23 protein-coding genes are annotated in these 22,464 nt (G+C 42.5%); 6 read left to right on the top strand and 17 right to left on the bottom strand.

What is annotated here, in order from left to right; translation table 11 throughout:
- Nucleotides 1-17: 17 nt before the first annotated feature.
- The 3 genes from NST24_RS02480 to NST24_RS02470 form a co-directional block, all read right to left on the bottom strand.
- The gene (locus tag NST24_RS02480) at nucleotides 18-1,073 is read right to left on the bottom strand and encodes a tartrate dehydrogenase (RefSeq protein ID WP_058336788.1); all 1,056 of its coding nucleotides are present in this window, start codon (nucleotides 1,071-1,073) and stop codon (nucleotides 18-20) included.
- Nucleotides 1,074-1,172: 99 nt separating this feature from the next.
- Nucleotides 1,173-2,105: a DMT family transporter gene (locus tag NST24_RS02475; RefSeq protein WP_342462275.1), complete on the bottom strand. Its 933-nt coding sequence runs from the start codon at nucleotides 2,103-2,105 to the stop codon at nucleotides 1,173-1,175.
- Nucleotides 2,095-2,922: an AraC family transcriptional regulator gene (locus tag NST24_RS02470; protein ID WP_138278123.1), complete on the bottom strand. Its 828-nt coding sequence runs from the start codon at nucleotides 2,920-2,922 to the stop codon at nucleotides 2,095-2,097. Before NST24_RS02470 ends, NST24_RS02475 begins: the two co-directional genes overlap by 11 nt.
- Before the next feature lie 153 nt (nucleotides 2,923-3,075).
- Here NST24_RS02470 and NST24_RS02465 point away from each other — a divergent pair, with 153 nt between their 5' ends.
- Complete coding sequence (locus NST24_RS02465; protein ID WP_342462274.1) at nucleotides 3,076-3,750, top strand: GntR family transcriptional regulator; 675 nt, start codon at nucleotides 3,076-3,078, stop codon at nucleotides 3,748-3,750.
- Between the two features lie 129 nt (nucleotides 3,751-3,879).
- Nucleotides 3,880-4,176 (top strand): DUF3817 domain-containing protein, encoded by a 297-nt coding sequence (locus NST24_RS02460; protein WP_008347156.1) that lies wholly within the window; start codon nucleotides 3,880-3,882, stop codon nucleotides 4,174-4,176.
- A 57-nt stretch (nucleotides 4,177-4,233) separates the two neighbouring features.
- Here NST24_RS02460 and NST24_RS02455 read toward each other — a convergent pair whose 3' ends face one another.
- Nucleotides 4,234-6,483 carry a hypothetical protein gene (locus NST24_RS02455; RefSeq protein ID WP_342462273.1) on the bottom strand — a complete coding sequence of 750 codons (2,250 nt, stop codon included), beginning with the start codon at nucleotides 6,481-6,483 and terminating at the stop codon, nucleotides 4,234-4,236.
- Between the two features lie 160 nt (nucleotides 6,484-6,643).
- Here NST24_RS02455 and NST24_RS02450 point away from each other — a divergent pair, with 160 nt between their 5' ends.
- Complete coding sequence (locus NST24_RS02450) at nucleotides 6,644-6,862, top strand: hypothetical protein (protein ID WP_144668130.1); 219 nt, start codon at nucleotides 6,644-6,646, stop codon at nucleotides 6,860-6,862.
- A 13-nt stretch (nucleotides 6,863-6,875) separates the two neighbouring features.
- Nucleotides 6,876-7,058: a hypothetical protein gene (locus NST24_RS02445; RefSeq protein WP_008347162.1), complete on the top strand. Its 183-nt coding sequence runs from the start codon at nucleotides 6,876-6,878 to the stop codon at nucleotides 7,056-7,058.
- Between the two features lie 593 nt (nucleotides 7,059-7,651).
- Here the strand turns inward: NST24_RS02445 and NST24_RS02440 are convergent.
- Nucleotides 7,652-8,074, bottom strand: a complete 423-nt coding sequence (locus NST24_RS02440; protein WP_008347166.1) for a pyridoxamine 5'-phosphate oxidase family protein — start codon at nucleotides 8,072-8,074, stop codon at nucleotides 7,652-7,654.
- Between the two features lie 293 nt (nucleotides 8,075-8,367).
- The gene (locus tag NST24_RS02435) at nucleotides 8,368-9,237 is read right to left on the bottom strand and encodes an SDR family oxidoreductase (protein ID WP_342462272.1); all 870 of its coding nucleotides are present in this window, start codon (nucleotides 9,235-9,237) and stop codon (nucleotides 8,368-8,370) included.
- A gap of 155 nt (nucleotides 9,238-9,392) precedes the next feature.
- Here NST24_RS02435 and NST24_RS02430 point away from each other — a divergent pair, with 155 nt between their 5' ends.
- The gene (locus NST24_RS02430) at nucleotides 9,393-10,004 is read left to right on the top strand and encodes a class I SAM-dependent methyltransferase (protein ID WP_024720226.1); all 612 of its coding nucleotides are present in this window, start codon (nucleotides 9,393-9,395) and stop codon (nucleotides 10,002-10,004) included.
- A gap of 16 nt (nucleotides 10,005-10,020) precedes the next feature.
- On the opposite strand, the gene NST24_RS02425 is transcribed toward NST24_RS02430, so the two are convergent.
- From NST24_RS02425 to NST24_RS02415, 3 genes are all read right to left on the bottom strand, one after another.
- The gene (locus tag NST24_RS02425) at nucleotides 10,021-12,108 is read right to left on the bottom strand and encodes a BglG family transcription antiterminator (protein WP_342462271.1); all 2,088 of its coding nucleotides are present in this window, start codon (nucleotides 12,106-12,108) and stop codon (nucleotides 10,021-10,023) included.
- A gap of 121 nt (nucleotides 12,109-12,229) precedes the next feature.
- Nucleotides 12,230-13,312 carry a C45 family peptidase gene (locus NST24_RS02420; RefSeq protein ID WP_342462270.1) on the bottom strand — a complete coding sequence of 361 codons (1,083 nt, stop codon included), beginning with the start codon at nucleotides 13,310-13,312 and terminating at the stop codon, nucleotides 12,230-12,232.
- Nucleotides 13,313-13,400: 88 nt separating this feature from the next.
- Entirely contained in the window at nucleotides 13,401-14,033 is a 633-nt protein-coding gene (locus tag NST24_RS02415) for a GDSL-type esterase/lipase family protein (RefSeq protein WP_342462269.1), read from the bottom strand.
- A gap of 415 nt (nucleotides 14,034-14,448) precedes the next feature.
- On the opposite strand from NST24_RS02415, the gene NST24_RS02410 reads away from it, so the two are divergent.
- Nucleotides 14,449-15,084: an FMN-dependent NADH-azoreductase gene (locus NST24_RS02410; RefSeq protein WP_024720223.1), complete on the top strand. Its 636-nt coding sequence runs from the start codon at nucleotides 14,449-14,451 to the stop codon at nucleotides 15,082-15,084.
- 34 nt (nucleotides 15,085-15,118) lie between these two features.
- On the opposite strand, the gene NST24_RS02405 is transcribed toward NST24_RS02410, so the two are convergent.
- The 8 genes from NST24_RS02405 to NST24_RS02370 all read right to left on the bottom strand — a co-directional run bounded on the left by NST24_RS02405 (nucleotide 15,119) and on the right by NST24_RS02370 (nucleotide 22,374).
- The gene (locus NST24_RS02405) at nucleotides 15,119-15,892 is read right to left on the bottom strand and encodes an IclR family transcriptional regulator (protein WP_338704656.1); all 774 of its coding nucleotides are present in this window, start codon (nucleotides 15,890-15,892) and stop codon (nucleotides 15,119-15,121) included.
- Nucleotides 15,893-15,906: 14 nt separating this feature from the next.
- Entirely contained in the window at nucleotides 15,907-16,911 is a 1,005-nt protein-coding gene (locus tag NST24_RS02400; RefSeq protein WP_342462268.1) for a biotin-dependent carboxyltransferase family protein, read from the bottom strand.
- Nucleotides 16,908-17,654, bottom strand: coding sequence for a 5-oxoprolinase subunit PxpB (pxpB, locus tag NST24_RS02395; protein WP_342462267.1), 747 nt, complete (start codon nucleotides 17,652-17,654; stop codon nucleotides 16,908-16,910). The genes NST24_RS02400 and pxpB overlap by 4 nt, the downstream gene beginning before the upstream one ends.
- 19 nt (nucleotides 17,655-17,673) lie before the next feature.
- The gene (locus NST24_RS02390; protein WP_061417959.1) at nucleotides 17,674-18,465 is read right to left on the bottom strand and encodes a putative hydro-lyase; all 792 of its coding nucleotides are present in this window, start codon (nucleotides 18,463-18,465) and stop codon (nucleotides 17,674-17,676) included.
- Nucleotides 18,466-18,469: 4 nt separating this feature from the next.
- Nucleotides 18,470-19,687: an NRAMP family divalent metal transporter gene (locus NST24_RS02385; RefSeq protein WP_008347191.1), complete on the bottom strand. Its 1,218-nt coding sequence runs from the start codon at nucleotides 19,685-19,687 to the stop codon at nucleotides 18,470-18,472.
- Nucleotides 19,688-19,711: 24 nt separating this feature from the next.
- Complete coding sequence (locus tag NST24_RS02380; RefSeq protein ID WP_007498099.1) at nucleotides 19,712-20,470, bottom strand: 5-oxoprolinase subunit PxpA; 759 nt, start codon at nucleotides 20,468-20,470, stop codon at nucleotides 19,712-19,714.
- A 649-nt stretch (nucleotides 20,471-21,119) separates the two neighbouring features.
- Nucleotides 21,120-21,251 (bottom strand): hypothetical protein, encoded by a 132-nt coding sequence (locus tag NST24_RS02375; RefSeq protein ID WP_255816864.1) that lies wholly within the window; start codon nucleotides 21,249-21,251, stop codon nucleotides 21,120-21,122.
- Nucleotides 21,241-22,374 (bottom strand): aspartate phosphatase, encoded by a 1,134-nt coding sequence (locus NST24_RS02370; RefSeq protein ID WP_342462266.1) that lies wholly within the window; start codon nucleotides 22,372-22,374, stop codon nucleotides 21,241-21,243. The genes NST24_RS02375 and NST24_RS02370 overlap by 11 nt, the downstream gene beginning before the upstream one ends.
- Between the last annotated feature and the right edge of the window lie 90 nt (nucleotides 22,375-22,464).

Below are 22,464 nucleotides of genomic sequence, written 5' to 3'. Positions count from 1 at the left end.
GTGGTTCTAATGACGGATTATTTCTTCAAGCGCTTGATGATTTCGTTTGTGATTTCTTGTGTTCGATAAGCCCCGCCGATGTCTGCCGTTAAAAAGCCGTCTGCTGTGACTGACTCGATGATTTCGAGCAGGTGTGTACCGAGTTCTTCCTCTCCGAAATGATCAAGCATGAGTTTAGCGGTCCAAATTTGACCGATTGGGTTGGCGATTCCTTTTCCTGCAATGTCTGGGGCTGACCCATGTACAGGCTCAAACATTGATGGATATTTGCCATTTACATTGATGTTGGCAGCAGGCGCCACGCCAATACTTCCCATAATGGCTGCCCCAAGATCAGTTAAAATATCGCCAAATAAATTACTGGCAACAATTACATCGAATTTCTCAGGTCTTGTCACAAAGAAGGCTGAAAGCGCATCAATGTGCTGCGAGTCTGCTGTCACCTTTGGATAATCCTTGGCTACGTCTTGAAACACTTCATCCCAAAATGGCATTGTATGAACGATTCCATTCGATTTGGTTGCACTTGTCACATGCTTTCGTCTCTTTTCTGCTAATTGAAAGGCAAAACGCATGGCTCGTTCTGTCCCTTTTCTTGAGAAAACAGCATTTTGAATGGCAAGCTGATCTTCCCCTTGATAGATGCGGCCTCCAATTTCACTATATTCACCTTCACCGTTTTCTCTTACAACAAGAAGATCGAAATCCTTTGGGTGAGCAAGCGGGGAGCGAATGCCGCTCAGCTGTTTTGCAGGTCTAACGTTGATCACCTGCTCAAATTCACGTCTAATTTTAATGAGCAATCCCCAAAGTGATACATGATCCGGCACTAAATTGGCATCTCCGACTGCTCCTAAGAAAATGCTGTCAAAGGCTTTTAGTTGTTCCAATCCATCCTTTGGCATCATTTCGCCATGCTCTAAATAATACTCACAGCTCCACGGAAAGTCCTGAAAGGTGAAAGACAGACCGCCATGCACATCTGATACCGCTTTCAAAACTCGAATAGCTTCAGGCACAACTTCCTTTCCAACCCCGTCACCTGGTATCGCTGCAATTGAAACATGCTTCATTGATTTTTCCCCCTTTGTTATCGGTCGACCGTCGACCGTTTCATTTGAGTTTACTAAAGAGTGCGTGTTCTTACAATGGACAAAAGACGCTTTTTTTGATCAAAGCGCCTTTTTATCCTGCATCAGTATATGGGGCTTCTGTTTCTTTCTTCCCGCACTTTTTTTATCTGAAAGCAGCAAACCTCCTAAGGTCAGTGCTGTTCCAAGCCCAGACATGAAGGTCAAGCTCTCGTGAAGAACGATCATTGAAATGATCATCGTGATAATAGGCACTCCATAAATATACACACTTGATTTCACCACACCGATCGTCTTCACGGAAAAGCTCCATGTCAGAAAACAAATAGCAGATGCAAAGACGCCTAAAAACAGCAAGTGGAAGGCAAACGATGGATTGGTCAACCGCTCCCAGTCTAAACGAACCTTAAAATGCCAGATCAGTGGAATCATCCATAGCAGTCCGTAAAAGAAGACACGCCTTGTTACCTGAATGATATGGTAGCCATATTGGTTGATCATCTTCGATAAAATGGAATAGAATGCCCAGACGATGGTTGCTGTTAATGCTAAGGCATCACCGAGTGGATTCAATTGAAACGTCGTCATTCCATTCATGCTAATCAGCACGATTCCCGTCATCGCGATGAAAAAGCCTATGAAAAACCGGCTGTGCAGCGGCTCATCTTTTAATAAAAAATAAGCCAATAAAAAAGAGAAGAATGGGACAACGGAGCTGATGACACCTGCATTCGAAGCGAACGTATAAGTAAGTGCGACATTTTCTAAAAAGTAATATAAGACCACACCGCATAAACCTGCCAGCGCAAACATCCCTTCATGCTTTTTACTTTGCACCTTCATCGTAAACGGATAGATGATCATCAGAGCCAAGTACCCTATAAAAAAACGGAAAAATAAAATCTCTGTTGGAGAAAAAGCCGTTAATAATATTTTGGTAGAGATAAAGGTAGATCCCCATAAAAAAATGGTGAACATGGCCGCTAAATGACCGAGCAGCTGTTTATTTTTCATCAGCTGTTACCTGCTTTACAAAAATTTGCTGATACTGCCCTGGCGTGAGCCCAATAAATTCTGAAAAGAAATGACTCAAATGACTTTGATCAGAAAATCCAGCGGAGGCAGCCGCATCTACAGGCTTCACTCCTTGGGCGAGAAGCTCCTTCGCAAAGTTCACTCTGACTGTCTGTAAATAACGATACGGCGTGATGCCTCTAAACTTTGTAAAAGCACGTAGCAATGAATATTTGTTCATGGACACAAGCTCGCCTAAGTCATCTAACGATATATTTTCCGTGAGGTGTGTTTCGATATATTGCTGTACGTCTCGGACTTTTTGTTCGTTGGCACGTGTGGCTGATGCTTTTTCCTCTGAGGTATCAGCATAGGCTTCAATCAATTGTTTCATAAAGAAATAGAAGGTTTCCTGTTTATTCAAAGCAGGAGCTTCTTCTGTGATCATTTGATGTAGATCATATAATGGCTTTGTTAGTTCACTTTGTGAAAACACAGGGGCTTTAAAATGCGGTTTGTGCTGAAAGACCTTCTCTAGCACACCTGCTTCAATATTTAAGCAGCGATAATCGAGTGTCCTGTGATCAATTTGTTCACATGCGTGATTATCATACGGATTAAAAAGAAGGATATCACCTTTTTCAATGATGTATTCTTGATTTTGGCAGACCAAACGTCTTTGACCGTCTTCAATAAATCCAATCACATAATATGTATGAAAATGATTCGGGAACTTTTGCATGATGCCATGAAAGCGATATGCCTCTATTTGTAAGTCTTGATCAAAATGTACAGTTCGTTCCTCTTGTGTGTTCATGTCGATCCCTCTTTTCGCTGAACTGATCATAAGTGTAGCACACCCCTTTTCTCTTGGATTGTACGATATTGACTTTTTGATGCAGGCTTGCCTAGAGGGAAAAACTTGGATAACATGAGACAAAAGATGATGTATAAAAGAGGGAATGATGGCATGAATTCATTCGAGATGGAAAGACCAACACCGTATCACATGCAATTTTATGAACATCTGAAGCAAATGATTTTTGATGGCCAGTTTCAGCCAGGAGAGCGCATCAATGAAACACAGCTTGCCAAACAATTTGGCGTAAGCCGATCACCGGTAAGAGAGGCGATGAGGCTGTTAGAAAAAGACGAGCTCTTAATCGCGGATCATCGATCAGGCTATTCCGTCTATACGTTAACAGAAAAAGATGTCGAGGAGCTTTATCAAATTCGGGTAGCTTTAGAAACACTTGCTGTTGAGCTTGCCTGTAAGGAAGCCGTGCAAAGAGAAATGGATGAAATTGAGCAGGTTCTCACGCAGGCGGACGAAGCGATCAAGCAGCAGCTGCCCTCTAAAGAGATCGTCCAGTTACATGAAGCCTTTCACCAAAAAATCATTTTGGCGAGTCACAATGACCGCTTATCCAAACAATTGAATCACGTAAATGCACTCATTCACTATTGCCGCATCTTTCATTTTAGCGGCGGGGCTCGTGCTGAAACCATTCAAAGAGAGCATGCAGCCATCTATTCTAAAATAAAAAAGCGCCGCTCCACAGAAGCCGTTCAAGCAATGACGGAGCATTTATTGCATGATGTGATGCACTTAAAGCAAGTACTCTCTGAAACAAACAAGGAGTAAAGGACTTTTCCCATTTTTTAAGCATTCCATGAACATATTTTGAATTTTTCGTAGATTATCGCATGTTCAGGCGGTCTTTCGTTTATATTAGAAGATGAGAAACTAGCTTTTATACAGGAGGATTTGTATATGCATACAAGTATTAGCCGTCTGAGACAGGCGGGTTTTATTGAGGGTATGTCTCTTTTAACCCTTCTTTTAATTGCCATGCCTCTAAAATATTTTGCGGATATTCCGATGGCGGTCACCATTGTAGGCTCTCTTCATGGCGCATTATTTGTGATCTATATGCTCATTTTGGCATATGTGACCTTTAAAGTTCGCTGGCATTTGAAATGGTCCATCGCCGGATTCTTTGCGGCATTCATTCCTTTCGGCAACTTCGCCTATGATAAGGTGCTTCGCCAGTATGATACAAAAGCTTAATCAAAAGGGCTAAAACGAAATTCGTTTTAGCCCTTTTTCTACACGCTGACGTATTTTTTAAATCGATGCATATTTCACAATGGCTGCTTGACGTGTCATTTCGTGATATGCCACCCATAATTCATCACCTGGCAGTACGCTAGTGATCGGATCGATTGGCTGTTTCACTTCATACATCACGCCATCTCTCTCAATCTGAATGACCGCTAACGGCTGGTTGCCGATGACACCGGAAAATGTGACATGGGTCACTTTTGCACTTCCTTGTTTCTCTTGCATAAGACTGATTTCTTTATCCAGCTCTTCCTGTTTTGTCTGCATCGTGATTTGAGTTCCTGGCGCGACCTCCATGTGGTCAGGGATGAATTGACTGACCGTTTTTGTGATGGATTGATCTCCGCTAGAAACCGTCACATCCAGCATAATAGGCTTCTGATCATGAATTGTGACTGGATATTGCTTCACCCGCTGGATCGTTCCTGTTAACGTCACATCTTTCCCCGCACGATTCCGCACTTCATGCCCATAGGCTGCCATTTTGAGCTGGCCGCTGATGTCAACGAGATCGGCTTTTTCTCCTGTTCTAAACTCAAAACCAGCGGCTTGAATCATCGGAATGGTATACCTTTTCTGATCTGCTTCAAATGTAAGTGATAAGACGGTGCCTCGTCCTACGGTTCCATATGATTCTATGTTTCTTAAAATAGCGCCTTTGATGAACTTTGGCTCGCTCGGCTGCGAGAAGTCACCCTCTTTTAAGAGCATCGCTTTTTTCTTTTTCGGATTGTAGAGAATGGCGATACGCTGACCCGGTTGCGGTATCTGAGTATAGGATACAACCGTTTTAACCGCCTTCTCGATATTTTCCCCATCATATTGAAATTGAAGCTGCATGTTGACCAGCGGCTGTTCATTGATGTAGGTACCCGTTTCTTTGACAGATACAATATTGGCTTCTAATGTGACACTGTCCTTGATCTTGTTCTTTCTCACCAGTCTCAAAATCGGCGGCAGGAAGATCGCTAGCACAAATAACAGCAGTGGGATAAAGAGCCATATCGCCCAGTTGAGAATGAGTGGTCCGCCCTTCATGACATATTGTATAAAGGTGTCAACAGACGTTTGGTGGGCTGGACTGGCATTTTCGATTGAGATGACCTTTTGCAAAGGGAATTCCTTTAGCTGTTTGCTTTTCGCCTCAAATGCCCCCGTTAATTGGTTGCCAAGTGAATAATAGAGCCAATTGCTCTTCACATTTTTATGAAAAGAGAGATCTTCTTTTTCTAATGATTCATATGACAACGACTGAAAAAGCTTGCTGGCAGACGTCGCCTTATTCGTGCGATGATTATAAATATAACCAGTCAGCTTGCCTTTTGCTTCATCCTTTGCTGTAGAGCCTGCAAGAAGAACTTCTTCTTCATTCAGCTGGTAGATAAAGGTTTGGTAAATCGGTTTTGGTGTTGGGACGACTTCCCCAAGCCTTCCCTCTGCATCCACTTTCCTTGGTCTTTTTGGATAGGTGGATTCGACAGCGACAGCAACGTTTTGTGATGATCCGATCGTTTTTTGCAGCTGCTGCACGACTTTATCTTCAATGAGGCTGAACGGTTCTGCACTTTTGGAGACATAGACCCCAAGCTGATGTTTCTCGTTTGAGATTCCGCTGACATACGCCTTCTGGTCATTTTTCAAAGTCAATTCAAACATAGGGAATGGGGTCTGCCCTCTAAAAGAATTCATGACGACATCGATGGAAACAGGTCTTGCTGGCAGCTTCAGCTCGTTGAGATTGTGGACATGAAACTGACCATTCTTTAGCTCACCGAGGACCGCAGCAGCGCCTTCCTTTTCTCCTGTAAACAAGAGTCGTCCATTCCATTGATATGTATTCGTTTTTAAAAATGAGGGAATCTGTAAGTTTTGCTTGACGAGTTCTTTCTTTGCTCCGCTTGGAGACAGTTTCTCGATCAACAGCTGCTCGTCTTTATTTTTTAAAGCAAGTAAGAGATGGTTCCCTTGAATAGATGGCAGCATTTCATTAAACGTATCGCTTTCCGTGGTCCATTCACTGATTCTTTTTCCTGATTGAGGATCATACATTGCAAAATGGAGCTGCTGGTTTTTTGATACAGCACTCACCACTCGTTTTCCTTCATCGAATGTAAATATTCGTTTGACGTCATACTGCGTCGCTTTCCCTGCTGACAAATCATCTTGGTAATGGTTCCACACCAATACACTAAGAATGATTGCTGGAATAAAGAAGACAATATACCTGAGGAAAATCACTGGTATTCTTTTCACTTGATCGCTTCCTTTCATGGAGTTCCTTTTTCTTATACGTCAGTGCAGCGAGAATGTTTCATGCTAGAAGAATACCATTCCAACTTTCTAAATCCATATTTTACATATTTGATTGTTTACGATAAAATCCAATCAGATTCAAAAAAAGGATGTTATCTCAATGGATAAGCTATCATCGATCATTCTAGCGGCTTGGCTGCGTGTTCCCCGTTGGTTCAAGCAAGGGGTGCTCGTATCTATTACCATTTTCTTTTTTTATATGTGCTTTGTAAAGGGGCTGACTAGCTGGCACACCTTGCCGCCTGTCACTTTGCTCGCATGCGCCATTTGTTCCTTTTTCATCTGGTTGGTGTGGCTAAACAGTCAAAAAAACAAGTAAAAAGGAGAATTTCATGAAAGAATCCATCTTTTATTTTGCTATCTCTTTTGTTCTTCAATGGGTTTGGTTTGGGGTTGTGCATCCAGATAGAGGCGTGACACTGCTGGACATGTTGATCTTCTCTATTTTGTTTACGGTGATGTTCTTTTTTATTGGCCGGATTTGGAGGTATCAGAAGAAAGGGCGAAGTGAGTAATGATGAAGCATTTCCTCTTTCTGTCGATGCGTGTTCGTTGTTCTATTGTTGGCGACGGATCTTTTTGAAGGAGATATCATGCGGACGGTGTCCGCTTTTATCTTCCTTTTTCCTATTTTATTGTTTAAAACGTAAAAAGGCTGCCAAATAGATGGCAGCCCGTTTCTTACTCTTTTCATGCAAATAAATAATCAATGTTTAATCTCCTTCACGGAGTGTATGAATTAAGATTCGATCATATCAGTGTGTCATATGTGTTCCGAGTGAACCTACGTTTGAAAGTAAACGCCATGGAAGTTCTGGATAACAAGACAACGAAAGCCCTACCTCTCATTCGTCCTTACGGCTCCGAAGCCGTGCCAGTGTGAATTGTAAATCAAAACGTCTTTTTTCCATTCTTCCGCTTTTATAGGGGGCGGTTGCAGAAGGAAAAGAATAAGTTTGTTCGCTTTGACAGCGTCTCGTTCTTATCAAGTAGAAGCTCTATTGCTTCTCATTATGTCATAGAAAAAAGAAAGTTTACTTTCTTTATTTATTTGCTATTTCAACACTTAATATAAAACTATAACACGTTCCCCCAACTTACGCAAGTGTTAAAGTGATAATTCTGCTGGTGTCCGGTTTCCTTCGTTCATATAACGAATGGAGGTTGGGTCAATCTTAAGGATCACTAAGTTTGGATCATCTTTTCCTTTAAACCATTTCTCCATCTCATCTGACCAAAGGCGGTCGATCAGTTCTGGATCATCAGTCAATGTGGCTTTACCTGCGATTTCTGCATATGTGTCCCCAAATCCTTCACCTGAATAACCAATGAGAATATGAACATTCGGATTTTTTTCAATCTCATCCGCTTTATGTGTTTCTTTGCTTGTTGGTGTATATAATGTCAGCCCTTCATGAAAAAAAGTCATATAGCGGGTATGCGGCTTATCTTGTTCAACAGTCGCCAATGTTCCCACTTTTTGTTCGTCTAATAAGTTCATTACCTTTTGCTTTAACTCTTCTTGTGACATGTATCTTCACTCCTTCAAAATGTCATCCGTACTCTTAGGTTTCCACGACAATCCATTCATTAAACAAAGAAATGTGTTTTTCATAAAAAGACATCTTCTAGCTGATGCTATAAAAAACGGATACTTTGAAAGGGGAAGTTGAATATGCATCATGAAACGATGTTCCATTTGAGTTCACTTGTTATTGCAGCGGTTGTTGTGGGCATTATCATATGGTCTGTCTCATCTGTACAGAAGAATCGGAAGAAATACTAAACATACCGCCCAATCAAATCTGGGCGGCGTGCTATTGATCATGTATTCATAAAGGAACCGCCATTGACGTGAAGTGTCTGTCCCGTCATATAAGACGATTCGTCCGAAGCAAGCAGTACATAGCAGCCTACATGCTCCACAGGCTGTCCTGGTCTTCCCATTGGTGTCTCGGCCCCGAAGCTTTCGACACTGTCTTCATCAAATGTAGATGGAATGAGCGGCGTCCAAATTGGACCGGGTGCTACACCGTTTACCCGAATTCCATCTTTCACAAGCGACTGTGCCATAGAACGAGTAAAGCCGTTGATGGCCCCTTTTGTCGCCGTATAATCAATGAGCACTTTGTTGCCTCGATACGGGTTAATAGATGTTGTATTAATAATGGAACTTCCCGGTTTTAAGTAATCGAGTGCCTTCTTCGTAAAATAAAAATAAGAATAGAAATTGGTTCTAAAGGTTTGGTGAAGCTGTTCACTAGAAATATCTTGAATACGTTCTTTCGGATGCTGTTCGGCCGCATTATTGACTAAGATGTCCAGCTGTCCAAAGGCTTCAACTGTCTTTTCTACCGCTTTCTCACAAAAGGCTTCGTCCCCGACATCCCCTGCAATTGTTAAACATTTGACGCCTTCCTGTTCTACACGTATTTGCGTATCCTCTGCATCCTCATGTTCATTTAAGTATACGATCGCGACATGAGCTCCTTCTTTGGCATACGCGACAGAAACGGCACGTCCAATTCCGCTGTCTCCCCCTGTAATCAGCGCTACTTTTCCTTTTAGCTTACCAGACCCTTTATACGATTCATCCTCATAGATCGGCGCAGGATTCATTTCTCTTTCACTGCCTGGCTGCTGATCCTGCGTTTGGCGCGGAATGCCATTTGTTAAGTATTCACGTAAATCCATGTGTAAGCTCCTCCTTGATTTGTTGATGTATCCTTTCATTACCACTTCATTTTTTCACTCAAACATCCCTATGCGTCATCGATGCGTTTTGAAAATTGACAGGTTTCAGGATGGGGAAAATCGGTTACATAAACATAAAAAAGGAGCGTTCTCACATGCTGTCAACCATTTCTAAAACCTTTAGCAGACCAAAAGGCTGGCTCGGAAGCATCGCAGGTTTTATTATGGCAAATGAAAATAAGGCACTGAATCAATGGGCGATCCAGCATTTAGATTTATCAGATGGTGAAAACATATTGGAAATAGGCTATGGCCCCGGCTATAGCATCAAACATATGCTCAAGCATTTTGACGATCTTCACATTGATGGACTAGATGCTTCTTCAACTATGAAGGAACAGGCGCATTCGCGTATAAAGAAACGATCCAAAGAGAAGCAGGTCCGGCTGTATGTCGGGAAAATTGAAAAAACACGCCTGCCGGCGGATCAGTATGACAAAGTACTTTCTGTTAACAATTATACGATTTGGGATGACCCAAAGGCTGGCGCACTCAACCTTTATCACACCTTGAAACCGGGCGGAACACTCGTCATTGTGATGCAACCAAGAGAAAAAGGAGCGGACGCCAATCGAACAAAAGAAATGAGCGAAAGCATCCTCAATGATTTAGAATTTGCTGGATTTGATCAGTTTTCTGTTGAATATGAGGAGATTCGTCCCACCCTCGCTGTCTGTGTCACAGCAAAAAAGCCGAGAAGCGAATAAGCTCTCGGCTTTTTTCTTACCATTTTGCCTCTTTGACAAATTGATAAAAAAGTTGATGTAATTTCTGTTCAATCTCTTCCTTTGTTCCTTGTCCATAAAGTGCCATGCTTTCTTCGCTTTCAATGATGGATGAACTGATCAGGCTAAACATTTCAGACCCTTCTTTGCCAAGCTCTAGCGGCGCCAGCATGAGGAGCATTCTGGACATAAGCTGCTGCCCGCCATCCATGCTTTTGATCTCGTATGCCTCATCAAGATCATAGATATGAAAGACCGGTTTCTTAATGAGATCATGCTTTAAGTGAAAAAGAGCAAACTCGGTTCCTGGAATGCCTAAACCACCTTGCTGCTCACGCTCAAGTAAACCGGCTGTCACTTCGTCTGCACGTTCTAAATAGCCTTGACTTTCAACCTGACGCATCAGCGCTCTCATAGTTGACTCATGCTGCTCTGTCGTCTTCTTTTTTTCGATTGTAAAATGGGACAAGATGCTGCGAATCACTGACATATAATTCGTGATTTGCTCTGCCATTCCTATCATATCAACCGTTTCCTCCACCGATTCTTTTGCAGATTCCTGCGCTCTTTTTTTCTCAATCAGATAAGGAATTTTTCGTTTAATATGAGACTTGACCCGCACTGCGTCATCCTCGTTTAAGAGCGGGCTGACCATAATGTAATCAATGTGCTCATAGGGGATCGGCACGGTTGATACGATCATGTCATAGCTCGCAGCGTCGATTTCCTTTAGCTCCATTAAGGAAGATAGATCGAATTTGGCGATCTCAGGCAATTCTTTTTTTAATCGTGATGCGAGCATTTTTGACGAACCGATACCGCTTGAACAAACGACCAATGCATGAATCTTGGTTTCTTCTTTTTTAATTTCAAGCACCGAACCAAAATGAAGCACGATAAAGGCAATTTCATCCTCTGGAAATTCGATCTCAGGAAAGAAGCGCTCCACACCTTCTTCAATCGCCATGAACAGCAAGAAGTAGTCTTTTTTTATTTGTTGTGTGAGCGGATTGTAAATCCGCATCTTTTCTTTTAATCGGTTCATAGCTGGTTCAAGATGAGACACGAGTCCCTCATACAATGAATCGTTTTCATTTAAATGATAGCCTGTTTTATGAGAAATAAAGTCAATGAGTTTCTTCGTTCTCAGCGCGATATCTAACTCAATCTCATCAATGCGGTATTCTGCCGTAAAGCTTCGATTTGCACTGCGCAAATGGATGGTCATGTATCCAACTTCAGCTTCAGGAATCTCTACATTAAACATGCGTTCTAATGCTCGTGCGATTCTGAGTGAAGATTCAAATTCCTTCGTCCGCTTTAATTCAAGCAATTCTTCCTCTTTCATCCGAATGGTTTCACCGATTTGAATGCGTTCAATGGCATAGGTTAAGTGAACGACAAGTGCAATATAGGCACTATCTGACAACGAGAGAGAGAGTCTGTTTTTCAAATGAAAGAGCAGCCTTTCTACCTTGAGCAGCTGTCCTCGACTGACTACCCCAAACACCTTTTCAGTCGCTTTCGTTCGATGTTTAATATTCATCTCAATCGTTTCGAGAAATAATTGAATGTCGAGACGGTCAACGATCAGGTTCCCGACAATTTTTCGTTTGGCTTCCTCCGGTCCTTTTAATTCAATGCCGTACCCACGCTTGCGGATAAGCAGTAAACCGTAAGGAGCGATCCAGTCCGTCAGTTCATCTAAGTCGTAGCTGATGGTCGCATTTGTGACCTGCAAGTCGGCTGCAAGTGTATATAATTTCACCGGTTCTTTTGCTTCAAGCAGGGCACACAGGATTAAGAGCTTCCGTTCATCAGAACTATATTCAATTTGATCTTCATTTGAAATATGAGACAGAAGCCGCTGTTTGTCTTCCTGTTCACCGACCGCCTTCAAGCCCTTCCCCGGCTGTTTATCAAGTGATAGGTTGTAATTCTTTAAAATAGGTTTAATGGATTTAAGTTCTCTATGAATGGTTCTTGTACTTACCTGAACAGAATCGGCGATCTCACGAATGGTGACATAACGATTTTGCTGAATCATATATTTGATCACTTTCTGTTCTCGTGCCGTTATGTACATGAAATGCCTCCTTCTGCTTAAATAGGTCTATTGTCACACTTTAATATAAAACGCTTTCACTGATCGATGCAACCTGAAGTTGATCTAAATTTGGCACACAGGCTGTGACAAAATGAAAGACTCACACGTTTCTCCAAAAGGAAGGTCCATAATCCTTTTGATGAAATTGAATCGTTTGTTCATGAAATGGCAGTGTGCCCCCGACCTTTAATGAATAGGTAGGGTTATAGACGGGAGAGCCAAAGCAATACTCCATCGTCCCTTCCTCCGGCCGAAACATGACGGTTCGCATCGTCCCAAACAGCTCTTCATAATTGTGCACAGTCAGACCAGCAGGGTATTCTGTCTGAAATAGTTCCGTAAGAGACTCGCTTGACGGCTGTTCTTCTAAAGCTTGAATTAACATGTCGTACCTGACAACAGAATGATGTTTCGTCAACCCTTTTGCCGTGTGATCAGCGAGCGGATGGTTCGTAGCCGCAATAAATCCACGCTCCGGCCTTCTCACCTTTTTTTGCCCATCTATCATTTCAATCACAGCCGCCTCTCCCTTCCGGTCAGCAAGCATGAGGTGAACATTAGACGCGACGGGCATTTCCTGTACCAAACGGACGGCATCCTCCACCGTTTTACAGGGCTCTAGCACAGCACGAATGACATGATATACTTGCAAGCCAGCAACAGCCGGCGGCTTTAAGCCTGGTTCGTTGCCAACAGGCGGACCGCATGCAGAAAATGTTACCGATAGACCATGCTCATTCATCCCATCCGATCGACCAAATAAGATTAATGATGAGCCTGTATGGACTGCTGAGCCCTTCACATGCGTAGATACAAGACGCATATCATCAAACAGCGGAGAAAAATCATAGTTGCGAAGCATCACCGTCTGTTGATTGGCAGCCTCATTCCCCTGCATCACACAATGGGAACAGCCTGGCTGAAGATACGAAGAATAGAAAAAGGTCAAATCGCTTTCATCTATTTGCATTTCATCACAAAATCCCGAGAGCTCTTCTTCTAACTGAGGAAGAAACGGTCGAATCAGCTGCTTTGTTTCCTTCACAGCCTCTTTTGATAACGGTTCTGATTGAATGTATTGTTTCTTAAGCAAAGGGCGTTCCTTCAGCCAAATAGCCTGCTGCTTTCCTACCTCATAAGCTGTTCCTTTCAATTCATGAAAATACGCACTCATCTCCTGCATGCATCCACCTCTTTTGTCTTTGTTTCTTTTATCATATCGAAACAGCCCTTCATTTAAAAGAATGAAAAAAAACTGTAATCCCGCGGGATCACAGTTGCTTAGCGGATTTTTGAAACAGCGCTTCTGCCATTGCTTCATATCCTCTGTGGTTTGGATGAAATTGATCAATCGATAAGTATGCGCTTTGATGACCTTCAAATACACCGTAAATATCCACCACTTCTACATGTGGATTCGTAGCAAGCTGGCGAAGGTGATGTTTGTATTGCTTCAGCCATCTCTCGGCGATCGGAATCTCAGGAAAAGGATTATATAAATTCAATAAATATACGCAATATGGTTGATGCTGCCCTCTTTTTATCAGGGCGATTTCTTGAACCATTTTGCTAAAATTCGCCTGACAATGCATAGACGCTTGCAGCAGTGTCTTTTCATCTTCACCTTTTTCATACTGCAGAACAGCTTGAACAAGATCATTCCCGCAGCCTGTGATGGTGATGATGTCAGCATGAGCAATCGCCCGCCTTACATCAGACCGCTGAAAAAGCTGCAAGATCTCTTCCGTTGTTAACCCTGATTTCGCAAATACGGACAGTTTCACCGGTATATGCAACTTCTTTTCAAGCTTCGCCGCATATCGCTCCGTAAAACCGCCGCCAAATAAACGTGCCCCCACCCCAACCGTTAAGGAATCTCCAATCGCAACATAGGATCGTCCCACTCTTATCCCTCACTCTCTCCTGCCTTCTCTTATATATACGAAAAAGAAGAAGAAATGCTTGTAGCAGATGGCTTAAAGGCATCCACCTTTTTTTCAAAAATGCAGGATGAGCGCATTTACAAACACTTTACTTGCGATATCGATCCATTTTTTGTTCAATGGGAGTAGGGTTTTTTTGCTTAAATCGCGGACTTGAAGCGTTTCAGAAAAATTTACAAACTTTTTATCTTGATTTCAAGACTTTATACCTTGACTTCAAACTATATAGTGATTACAATGAAAATATCAGTTTTTATGTAACTGTGCTTGTTACATCTTTTTCATAGCATTCCAATATGATTAAAGATGCCACATATTCAGTGTATCTTTGGGATACGCTAAAAAAAATCATTGAAACAGAAAGGATTGAATGAACATGGCAAAAGTTTTATACATCACTGCACATCCGCATGATGAAACAGTTTCTTACAGTATGGCTACTGCTAAAGCATTTATCGAATCTTATAAGGAAGCAAATCCAAGTGACGAGGTTGTACATATCGATTTGTACAAAGAAAACATTCCTCACATTGATGCAGATGTATTCGCTGGATGGGGCAAGCTTCAATCTGGTGCTGGCTTCGATACACTTTCAGCTGAAGAGCAAGCGAAAGTTGCTCGCCTAAACGAATTAAGCGATCAATTCGTTTCTGCTGACAAATACGTATTTGTTTCACCACTTTGGAACTTCTCATTCCCACCAGTTCTTAAAGCATACATCGACTCTGTTGCTGTAGCTGGTAAAACATTCAAATACACTGAGCAAGGTCCTGTTGGATTACTAACAGACAAAAAAGCGCTACACATCCAAGCACGTGGCGGATACTACACTGAAGGTCCTGCTGCTGAACTAGAAGCAGGTCACCGTTACCTTGGAACAATTGCAAACTTCTTCGGTATTCCTTCTTTCGAAGGTCTTATTGTTGAAGGTCACAATGCTGAGCCTGCAAAAGCAGAACAAATTAAAGCAGATGCGATCGAACGTGCAAAAGCTTTAGGTAAAACTTTCTAATCATGAACACGCAAAAAGCCAATGATCTTAACGATCATTGGCTTTTTATTTGTTCAGTTGTAAAACCTAATTCTTTTGAAATGCCGCTGGCCGCTTTTTTGACCTGCTCAATTAAATAAGGAAGCCGTTCCTTTTGATAGCCGGCCTCAAACCCCGCAATACTAATGCCTGCTGCCACCTCTCCATGATGATTGAAAATGGGTGCTCCAATAGCCGCAGTATAGTTTTCAAGCTCTGAATAGCTTAACGTATATCCACGCCTGTTTGATTCTTCGATCATGTTTCGCAGGACATCTTTATCGGTAATGGTTCCGATCCCGATTTTCCCTAGCTCTACCGAATCAATATAGGCAAGTCTCTCTTCCTCTGGCAAAAAGGAAAGAATACTTCTCGCACAAGCTCCCGCATATAATGGGGATCTTCTTCCGACAGCGGTATAGAGCCGGACAGGCTGCGTTCCTTCCATTTTCTCCACATAAATGGCTTCATCTCCTTCACGAATAATGAGCTGAACAGCCTCACCTACCTCATCACGCAAGTTTTCCATAAAGGGCCTTGCAATTCTACGGATATCGAGGCGGTCTGCGACAAGCTGACCGTATTCAAGGAACATCATTCCTAATCGGTAAACACCTGAAGGATGCTTTTCTAATAACCCCATATCGGCTAACGAGTTGGCCATTCGGTGTACAGATGTTTTGGGCATGCTCGAGAGCTCAATCATGTCATTTAACGTTAATTGTTCGTGTGTGATAAAAAGCCGTAATATCTCCATTGATTTCACAACGGTTTTATTTGTGTTCTGCATGTTCCTCACCTTTTCTAAAATGAAAATGCTTCGAGTTTTAATCTTGCCGTCAGGTCCTTCATCTCTGCTTCTTGTGTGAATAAGGCTTTCTCTGCTTCTTGGCGGTCAATTTGTTGAAACGTGAGATTCGCTCCAGGCATCGCCTGCGCAATGAGCGGCAAATCGACTGTTGCCACCTCACCAATTCGGGGATATCCACCTGTCGTTTGACGATCTGCGAGCAGAATAATCGGCTGGCCGTCAGGAGGAATTTGAATAGAGCCAAAAGCAACCGCTTCTGAAATCAATTCAAGTTTTTGCTTTAAACGAATCGGTTCCCCTTTCAATCTGCATCCCATACGATCAGATTGGGGAGTGACCTGATAAGACCGTTCGAAAAAAGCTTGCTGCGATTCTTCCTGAAAATGAGATAGATGTCTGCCCGCCAGCACCCGAATGACTGGTGATTTCCCGAGAGGCAAAAAATGCGCATGATTGACTGTCCAGTCTGGCGCACGTTCCCCTTTGCTTTTTAACATGTGAACGAGGCGCTCCGCCAGTGATGACGGTTCTCCAATTGGCAGGACGTCTCCTTTTTCTAGCGGACGCCCTTCTATCCCGCCTATCTTCGCTCTGACGTACGTACTTTTACTTTTCATCACCGGCTCAACATCAAATCCACCGGCTACAGCGAGGTAGGAGCGGCATCCCCTCTTACAAGGGCCAAAGGTGATCGTGCTTCCTGCTCGAATGAAGAGTGGTTTCCATAGAGGCGCTTGTTCCCCGTCAATCTCAATCTCCACATCAGCACCGGTCAAGGCAATCAGCTGATCCTTCTGACATGTCAACACTGGGCCGGGCCCCATTAAAGTGATTTCCAGCACCGCTTCGTTTTCTTGATTCCCGGTGAGGATGTTGGCGATTCGGAACGAGAGCGGGTCCATGCCGCCGCTCGTTAACACACCGTACTTCTGATAGCCTATTCTCCCTTTATCTTGAATGGTGGTGAACATTCCTGGCTTGATGACATGTATACTCAACGATCTTCCTCCTTCATGCTGAAAAATTCCTTTTCAGACAGTTGAACAAATCGAACCTCGTCCCCTGCCTTTAGTAGACTAGGTCTCTCAGCATTCGGCCGAAATAAGGACAAAGGGGTTTGTCCAATGAGCTGCCAGCCTCCGGGTGTAGATATCGGATAAACCCCTGTCTGCTTCCCCGCAATACCCACAGACCCTTTTGGAATCGACATTCTTGGTGTTTGTCTGCGCGGAGCTGCAATTTTTTCAGAAAGTCCGCCTAAAAACGGAAACCCAGGAGCAAACCCAATCATATAGACAAGATACGTCCCGGAGGTGTGAATGCGTACAACTTCTTCAGGCGTCAAATCATTGATACGGGCGACTTCTTCTAAGTCAGGGCCGAGCTCTCCTCCATAACATACAGGAATGTCGACGATCCGGCGCTTTGCCTGATTCCCCTCCTGCCAGTTGTCTTCAAGGAGGTTTTCAATATAGTCTTTGACCCATTCATACGGAGAGATCGCACGTTGCTTAAGCTGAGCAGATTGATACACCTTATAGGGCTCATAAAAGACGGTCACGTTTGTAAAAGCTTGAACAGCTTCCACATATCCTTCAAATGGATGCTGTTCAATACACGAAAACAGCTGCTTCACACGCTCATGAATGTCTTCACTTATATCAGTCCCGGCTTGGATGACAACGGCTGCGTCTCCTAGCGGGTGGAACGTGATCGTATCTTTTATCGTTGAAAATGTCACTCTTATGACACCTCTCTTTCTACAGGACACCGAGCTTTTGATCTCTTACATCTGTGATAAACATATGACCGGGTGCATGGGTGATCGCAATGTCTGGCTTAGTGTGCATGACGATGGCTTGCGGCGTCACACCACATGCCCAAAACACCGGAACTTCCCCTTCTTTGATCACAGATGGTTCTCCAAAGTCTGGTTGATCTACATGTTCAATGCCAATCACAGCTGGATCACCTATATGGATAGGACCACCATGTACCGATGGGAATCTAGACGTCACCTGAACACTTCTTGTGACTTGATGCGCTGGGATCGGCCTCATGCTGACAACCATCGGACCATGGAATACACCTGCCCTTTCACATGGAATGTTCGTTTGATACATTGGGACATTATGTCCATTTTCAATATGGCGGACAGGAATGTCATTCAGCATGAGTGCATGCTCAAACGTAAAGCTGCATCCGATGAGAAAGCCCACCATATCATCCTCCCAATAGGAAGAAATATCTGTTATCTCTTCTTGAAGAACCCCTTTTTTGTAAACACGGTATTTAGGGAAATCCGTTCGAATATCGGCATCAGGTGCTGAACGCCTTGGCACTGGATCACCTGGGTCGAGCACATCAAGCAAAGGGCACGAAGCCGGATTCCGCTGACAAAATAAAAGAAAATCGAAGGCCAGCTCTTTTTTGACGATCATTAAGTTGGCTTGCGCAAATCCCTCAGCAAAGCCAGCCGTTGGTCCTGTGATCTTCTGCTTACGAATCAATTCCCTTATTTGTGACGGCTTATAGGTTTGATATGCTTTCATGTGATCAGCTCCATAGTTTTGGAATTTCATTCATGATGGTATATCCGCCCATGATTGCCATGATGACAACAACAAACGCACCTGTTGCGGTCAAAAAGAATGGATGGCGATAATCACCGACAATTTCTTTTTTATAGGCAGCAATCAGCAATGTTCCGAGTGCAAGCGGCAAGATCAATGCATTGATGGCCCCAACCAAAATCAATATGTTCACAGGTCTTCCAATCGTTATAAAACAAATGGTCGAGAGCGCAATGAATCCAACGATAATGCCTCGTTGATTTTTCTCGATTTTTGGTGAGAAGGTTTTAAAGAAGGAAACGGAGGTGTATGCTGCTCCAATGACTGAGGTAATGGCAGCAGCCCACATAATAATCCCGAACATTTTATATCCAACATTTCCAGATGCTAATTGAAAAACAGACGCAGGCGGGTTCGACGGATCAATCTGTAAGCCTTTTGAGACAACTCCTAGAACGGCTAAAAATAAAGCCACACGCATCACGGATGTGATCAAAATACCGAAAATGGAACTTTTCGTCACTTGCGGCAATGCATCCTTCCCCTTAATGCCAGCATCCAGCAGACGATGGCCACCAGCAAAAACGATATAGCCGCCAACCGTTCCGCCGACAAGTGTGACAATTGATAACATGTCAATTTTCTCTGGCACAAAAGTTCTCATGACCGCTTCTCCAACTGGCGGTGCTGTGGAAATAGCCACATACAGCATCAGACCAATCATGACAAAACCAGCGATTTGTGTGAATCGGTCCATCGCTTTTCCTGCCTCTTTAATGACAAAAATGAGAATGGCAATGACTGCACTGACCCCAGCCCCTATGCGGGGATCGACGCCGAATATGACCTGAAAACCGAGACCCGCACCAGCGATATTTCCAATATTAAAGGCAAGACCCCCAATGACAATCAAACAGGCTAACACATATCCAAGACCCGGCAGAACCATATTGGCAATGTCCTGTCCTCTTTTTTCCGAGACGGCAATGATACGCCATACATTTGTTTGCGCAAAAATGTCTAGCAAAATGGAAATCAAGATGACAAACCCAAAGCTAGCTGCGAGCTGCTGTGTGAACACCGTTGTTTGTGTTAAAAATCCCGGTCCAATGGCGGACGTTGCCATTAAAAAGGCTGCGCCCATCAGCATAGAACGGTTCCCTTTTGGAGCTTTCATCTGTTTGGCTTTCTCTCTTTTCATGCTGTTTCCCCCTTTGATGACGATTTATCGAAAGGCCTTGAGTTGAATAGTGGCTTCTTTTAGCTTCGCTGTAATGGTTTTTGCAAATTGAAGCGCATGACTGCCATCCCCGTGGATGCACACCGTATCTGCTTTGAGCTGAACATCTTCCCCTTGCACTGTCCGCACTTTTCCCTCTCTTACCATACGGATGACCTGCTGAACCGCCCTTTCATCCTCTTCAATAAGTGCATGAGGTTCACGGCGGGATGTCAGTGTCCCGTCTGGTTGATACGTGCGATCAGAAAAAACTTCATGTGCCACTTGAAGACCGATTCTTTCCCCTGCTGACGCAAGTTCACTGCCTGACAGCGCAAATAACACAAGGTTAGGATCAATATCATACACAGCCTTCGCAATTGATTCAGATAATTCAGTATTTTTAGCCGCCATGTTGTAAAGGGCGCCATGTGGTTTGACGTGCTGCATCATGCCGCCTTCTGCTTTCAGAAAGGCTGATAATGCACCAATTTGATAGATCACAAGATCATAGGCTTCCTCTGCTGAGATAGCGATTGGACGTCTGCCAAAACCGACTAAATCTTGCAGACCTGGATGTGCACCAATTTGAACCCCTTTATCCAGTGCCATTTTAACCGTCTTTCTCATCACAGTTGGATCTCCCGCATGAAAACCGCATGCAATATTGGCTGAGGTAACATATTCAAGAATTTGTTCATCTGAACCGATGGTGTATTGACCAAAACTTTCTCCCAAATCACAGTTAATATCCACTTGATACATAGGACCCCTCCTTGTCGTTCCGAATTGCGGAATAGAAAGTCCGAATATTCGAATTTATATTGATTATACCAACTTTGGATAGACTGCACATGAAATTGTCAGAAAATATAACAATAGAACTAGTAGAATGTGTCTCTTGCAAACTTTCGGTCTCATTCTCAAAAAGGTTATTCTATCAACCTTTTTGAACATTAAAAAAGAACAAACGTTTGCAAATAAATGCAGACAAAAGCATTCATTTGGGGGAGTATTGGGGGGAGTTTTTTAATAATTGACAGACGTAAAAGGAGCGTAAAATGAACATAAACAATACAAGATCATTCTTTTATAAGACATCAAAATACCTGGGTGACGTCAATGCCGTTCAAAAGGGTACTATCGGAAAACGTATCATGCGACGTGCTGCGGGTAAAACAACCGGCAAGCTAATGAAAAAGATATTCAAATAAAATAGTTCACGGTAGTGATTTCATGAATGATCTTGAGAGGGAGCTTTACAGGATCATATATAATATGATCAGGAAAAGACGAACAGTCCATTAGAAAAGCCGTTAGAAACCTTATGTCTAGAAATGAACTGGCGTGGGATAAGGAGAAGCAGGAATGGAGATTCAAATAAAAAAAGAAGCCCCGAAAAGGGCTTTTTTAATTAAGCAAAATAACCGATACTTGTTGTATGTCCCCGTTGGGCTTCATTATGGATATCGTTAGATGAAACATAACTAAAAGCACCTAACACACTGACAATAATTAATACGGCTGCTACTGACTTAAATTTCATAAAGACAATCCCCTCTCTTAATTTGGAGTTGGAAATAAAGAATCTTCTCATAAAATTCGTTTGCACGCTCTTTATCTCCTGCCTTATTATAATGCTTCGCCGCATCTTTCGATAAATCTTCAAGATTCGCATAAAGAAATTTTGACTCCAAATAAGCCATTGCTTCTTTTAAACGACTAACATTGTTTTCTAAATACAATGATCTCAATAGAGTGAATGTATTTAAAAATATGTCGTCTTTCAATTTTCCAGCCAATTCTATTCCCTCGTTTAAAGCGTATAACCCTAAATCATTTTGATCAGTTTTAAAGTATGACTTTGTCAACATAACCATCGGATCAAGAATTTTATTTAAATGTTCGTATCCTTGTTCTTTAAATGAATGGATTGATTCGTTAAAGTATTTGATAGCCATTAGTAGTTCATCATTGTGGAAATAACTTAATCCTATATTATAAAGCGCCGATCCTTGTAATCTTTTTGTTGAGTTGTCAGAAGCTTTTTTTAGTGCGTATTCAAAATGAGGCATTGCTTTTTCGGGGCAACCCATATCAATATAATTTAATCCAATAACAAAAGAACACTGTATCTGCCTAACAGTATAAGTGTTTTTTTCTTTGTAACAATCTATTGCTTGGGCTATATGGTGCATAGACATGTGGTTTTGTTTCATGTGGTAATAGATTTCCGCTATCTTAAAATTAAACTCGGCACGTTCAATATCATCACTTACAAGAGATAGCTTTTTTTCTGCTCGTTTGTAGAAGGTAATAGCGTTGAGGTATTCATAGTTTTCAAATTCGTACATGCCGTAGAAAAAGTTAAAATAATAATCTAGCAAGCCTGTTAATTTCTCTTGATCCTTTTTTATTTTCATTGCTAACTCTCTAAAGTTGGCGCGCTCTTTCCCATTTTCCAATGGGTTCAAATAATCCAACATTAATTTATGTCGGAACTCCATGAGTGAGAAATACAATAATAAATCTTGATTTTCTTCCATATCATCGAGCAAAGATTTTATTTCTTCTTTATATGCTTCGGCGTCCGGTACGTTAAATCTTTGAATATGATAATACCATTCATTGATTTTCAAACCGACATGAGAAGATAGAACTATCTCCATAAGACCCTACCCCTTCCTTGCTATTCCCTATAATGACATATATTATCATTTCCCGAATAATTCACACCGAAAACAAACCGCAATTTATGT

Origin of the sequence: Bacillus sp. FSL R5-0286 (assembly GCF_038593245.1) — a bacterium.
Taxonomy (GTDB): Bacteria; Bacillota; Bacilli; order Bacillales; family Bacillaceae; genus Bacillus; species Bacillus altitudinis.
This window is presented reverse-complemented; position numbering and strand designations above follow the sequence as displayed.

What these genes read in the sequence shown, in the direction of transcription:
- NST24_RS02460 (WP_008347156.1), top strand. Translation starts at nt 3,880, where the DNA reads ATGCATACAAGTATTAGCCGTCTGAGACAGGCGGGTTTTATTGAGGGT.
- NST24_RS02440 (WP_008347166.1), bottom strand. Translation starts at nt 8,074, where the DNA reads ATGTCACAAGAAGAGTTAAAGCAAAAGGTAATGAACTTATTAGACGAA.
- NST24_RS02475 (WP_342462275.1), bottom strand. Translation starts at nt 2,105, where the DNA reads ATGAAAAATAAACAGCTGCTCGGTCATTTAGCGGCCATGTTCACCATT.
- NST24_RS02390 (WP_061417959.1), bottom strand. Translation starts at nt 18,465, where the DNA reads ATGAAAGCATATCAAACCTATAAGCCGTCACAAATAAGGGAATTGATT.
- NST24_RS02435 (WP_342462272.1), bottom strand. Translation starts at nt 9,237, where the DNA reads ATGGATTTACGTGAATACTTAACAAATGGCATTCCGCGCCAAACGCAG.
- NST24_RS02430 (WP_024720226.1), top strand. Translation starts at nt 9,393, where the DNA reads ATGCTGTCAACCATTTCTAAAACCTTTAGCAGACCAAAAGGCTGGCTC.
- NST24_RS02405 (WP_338704656.1), bottom strand. Translation starts at nt 15,892, where the DNA reads ATGCAGAACACAAATAAAACCGTTGTGAAATCAATGGAGATATTACGG.
- NST24_RS02470 (WP_138278123.1), bottom strand. Translation starts at nt 2,922, where the DNA reads ATGAACACACAAGAGGAACGAACTGTACATTTTGATCAAGACTTACAA.
- NST24_RS02425 (WP_342462271.1), bottom strand. Translation starts at nt 12,108, where the DNA reads ATGTACATAACGGCACGAGAACAGAAAGTGATCAAATATATGATTCAG.
- NST24_RS02420 (WP_342462270.1), bottom strand. Translation starts at nt 13,312, where the DNA reads ATGCAGGAGATGAGTGCGTATTTTCATGAATTGAAAGGAACAGCTTAT.
- NST24_RS02370 (WP_342462266.1), bottom strand. Translation starts at nt 22,374, where the DNA reads ATGGAGATAGTTCTATCTTCTCATGTCGGTTTGAAAATCAATGAATGG.
- NST24_RS02410 (WP_024720223.1), top strand. Translation starts at nt 14,449, where the DNA reads ATGGCAAAAGTTTTATACATCACTGCACATCCGCATGATGAAACAGTT.
- NST24_RS02375 (WP_255816864.1), bottom strand. Translation starts at nt 21,251, where the DNA reads ATGAAATTTAAGTCAGTAGCAGCCGTATTAATTATTGTCAGTGTGTTA.
- NST24_RS02480 (WP_058336788.1), bottom strand. Translation starts at nt 1,073, where the DNA reads ATGAAGCATGTTTCAATTGCAGCGATACCAGGTGACGGGGTTGGAAAG.
- NST24_RS02385 (WP_008347191.1), bottom strand. Translation starts at nt 19,687, where the DNA reads ATGAAAAGAGAGAAAGCCAAACAGATGAAAGCTCCAAAAGGGAACCGT.
- NST24_RS02445 (WP_008347162.1), top strand. Translation starts at nt 6,876, where the DNA reads ATGAAAGAATCCATCTTTTATTTTGCTATCTCTTTTGTTCTTCAATGG.
- NST24_RS02380 (WP_007498099.1), bottom strand. Translation starts at nt 20,470, where the DNA reads ATGTATCAAGTGGATATTAACTGTGATTTGGGAGAAAGTTTTGGTCAA.
- NST24_RS02450 (WP_144668130.1), top strand. Translation starts at nt 6,644, where the DNA reads ATGGATAAGCTATCATCGATCATTCTAGCGGCTTGGCTGCGTGTTCCC.
- NST24_RS02465 (WP_342462274.1), top strand. Translation starts at nt 3,076, where the DNA reads ATGAATTCATTCGAGATGGAAAGACCAACACCGTATCACATGCAATTT.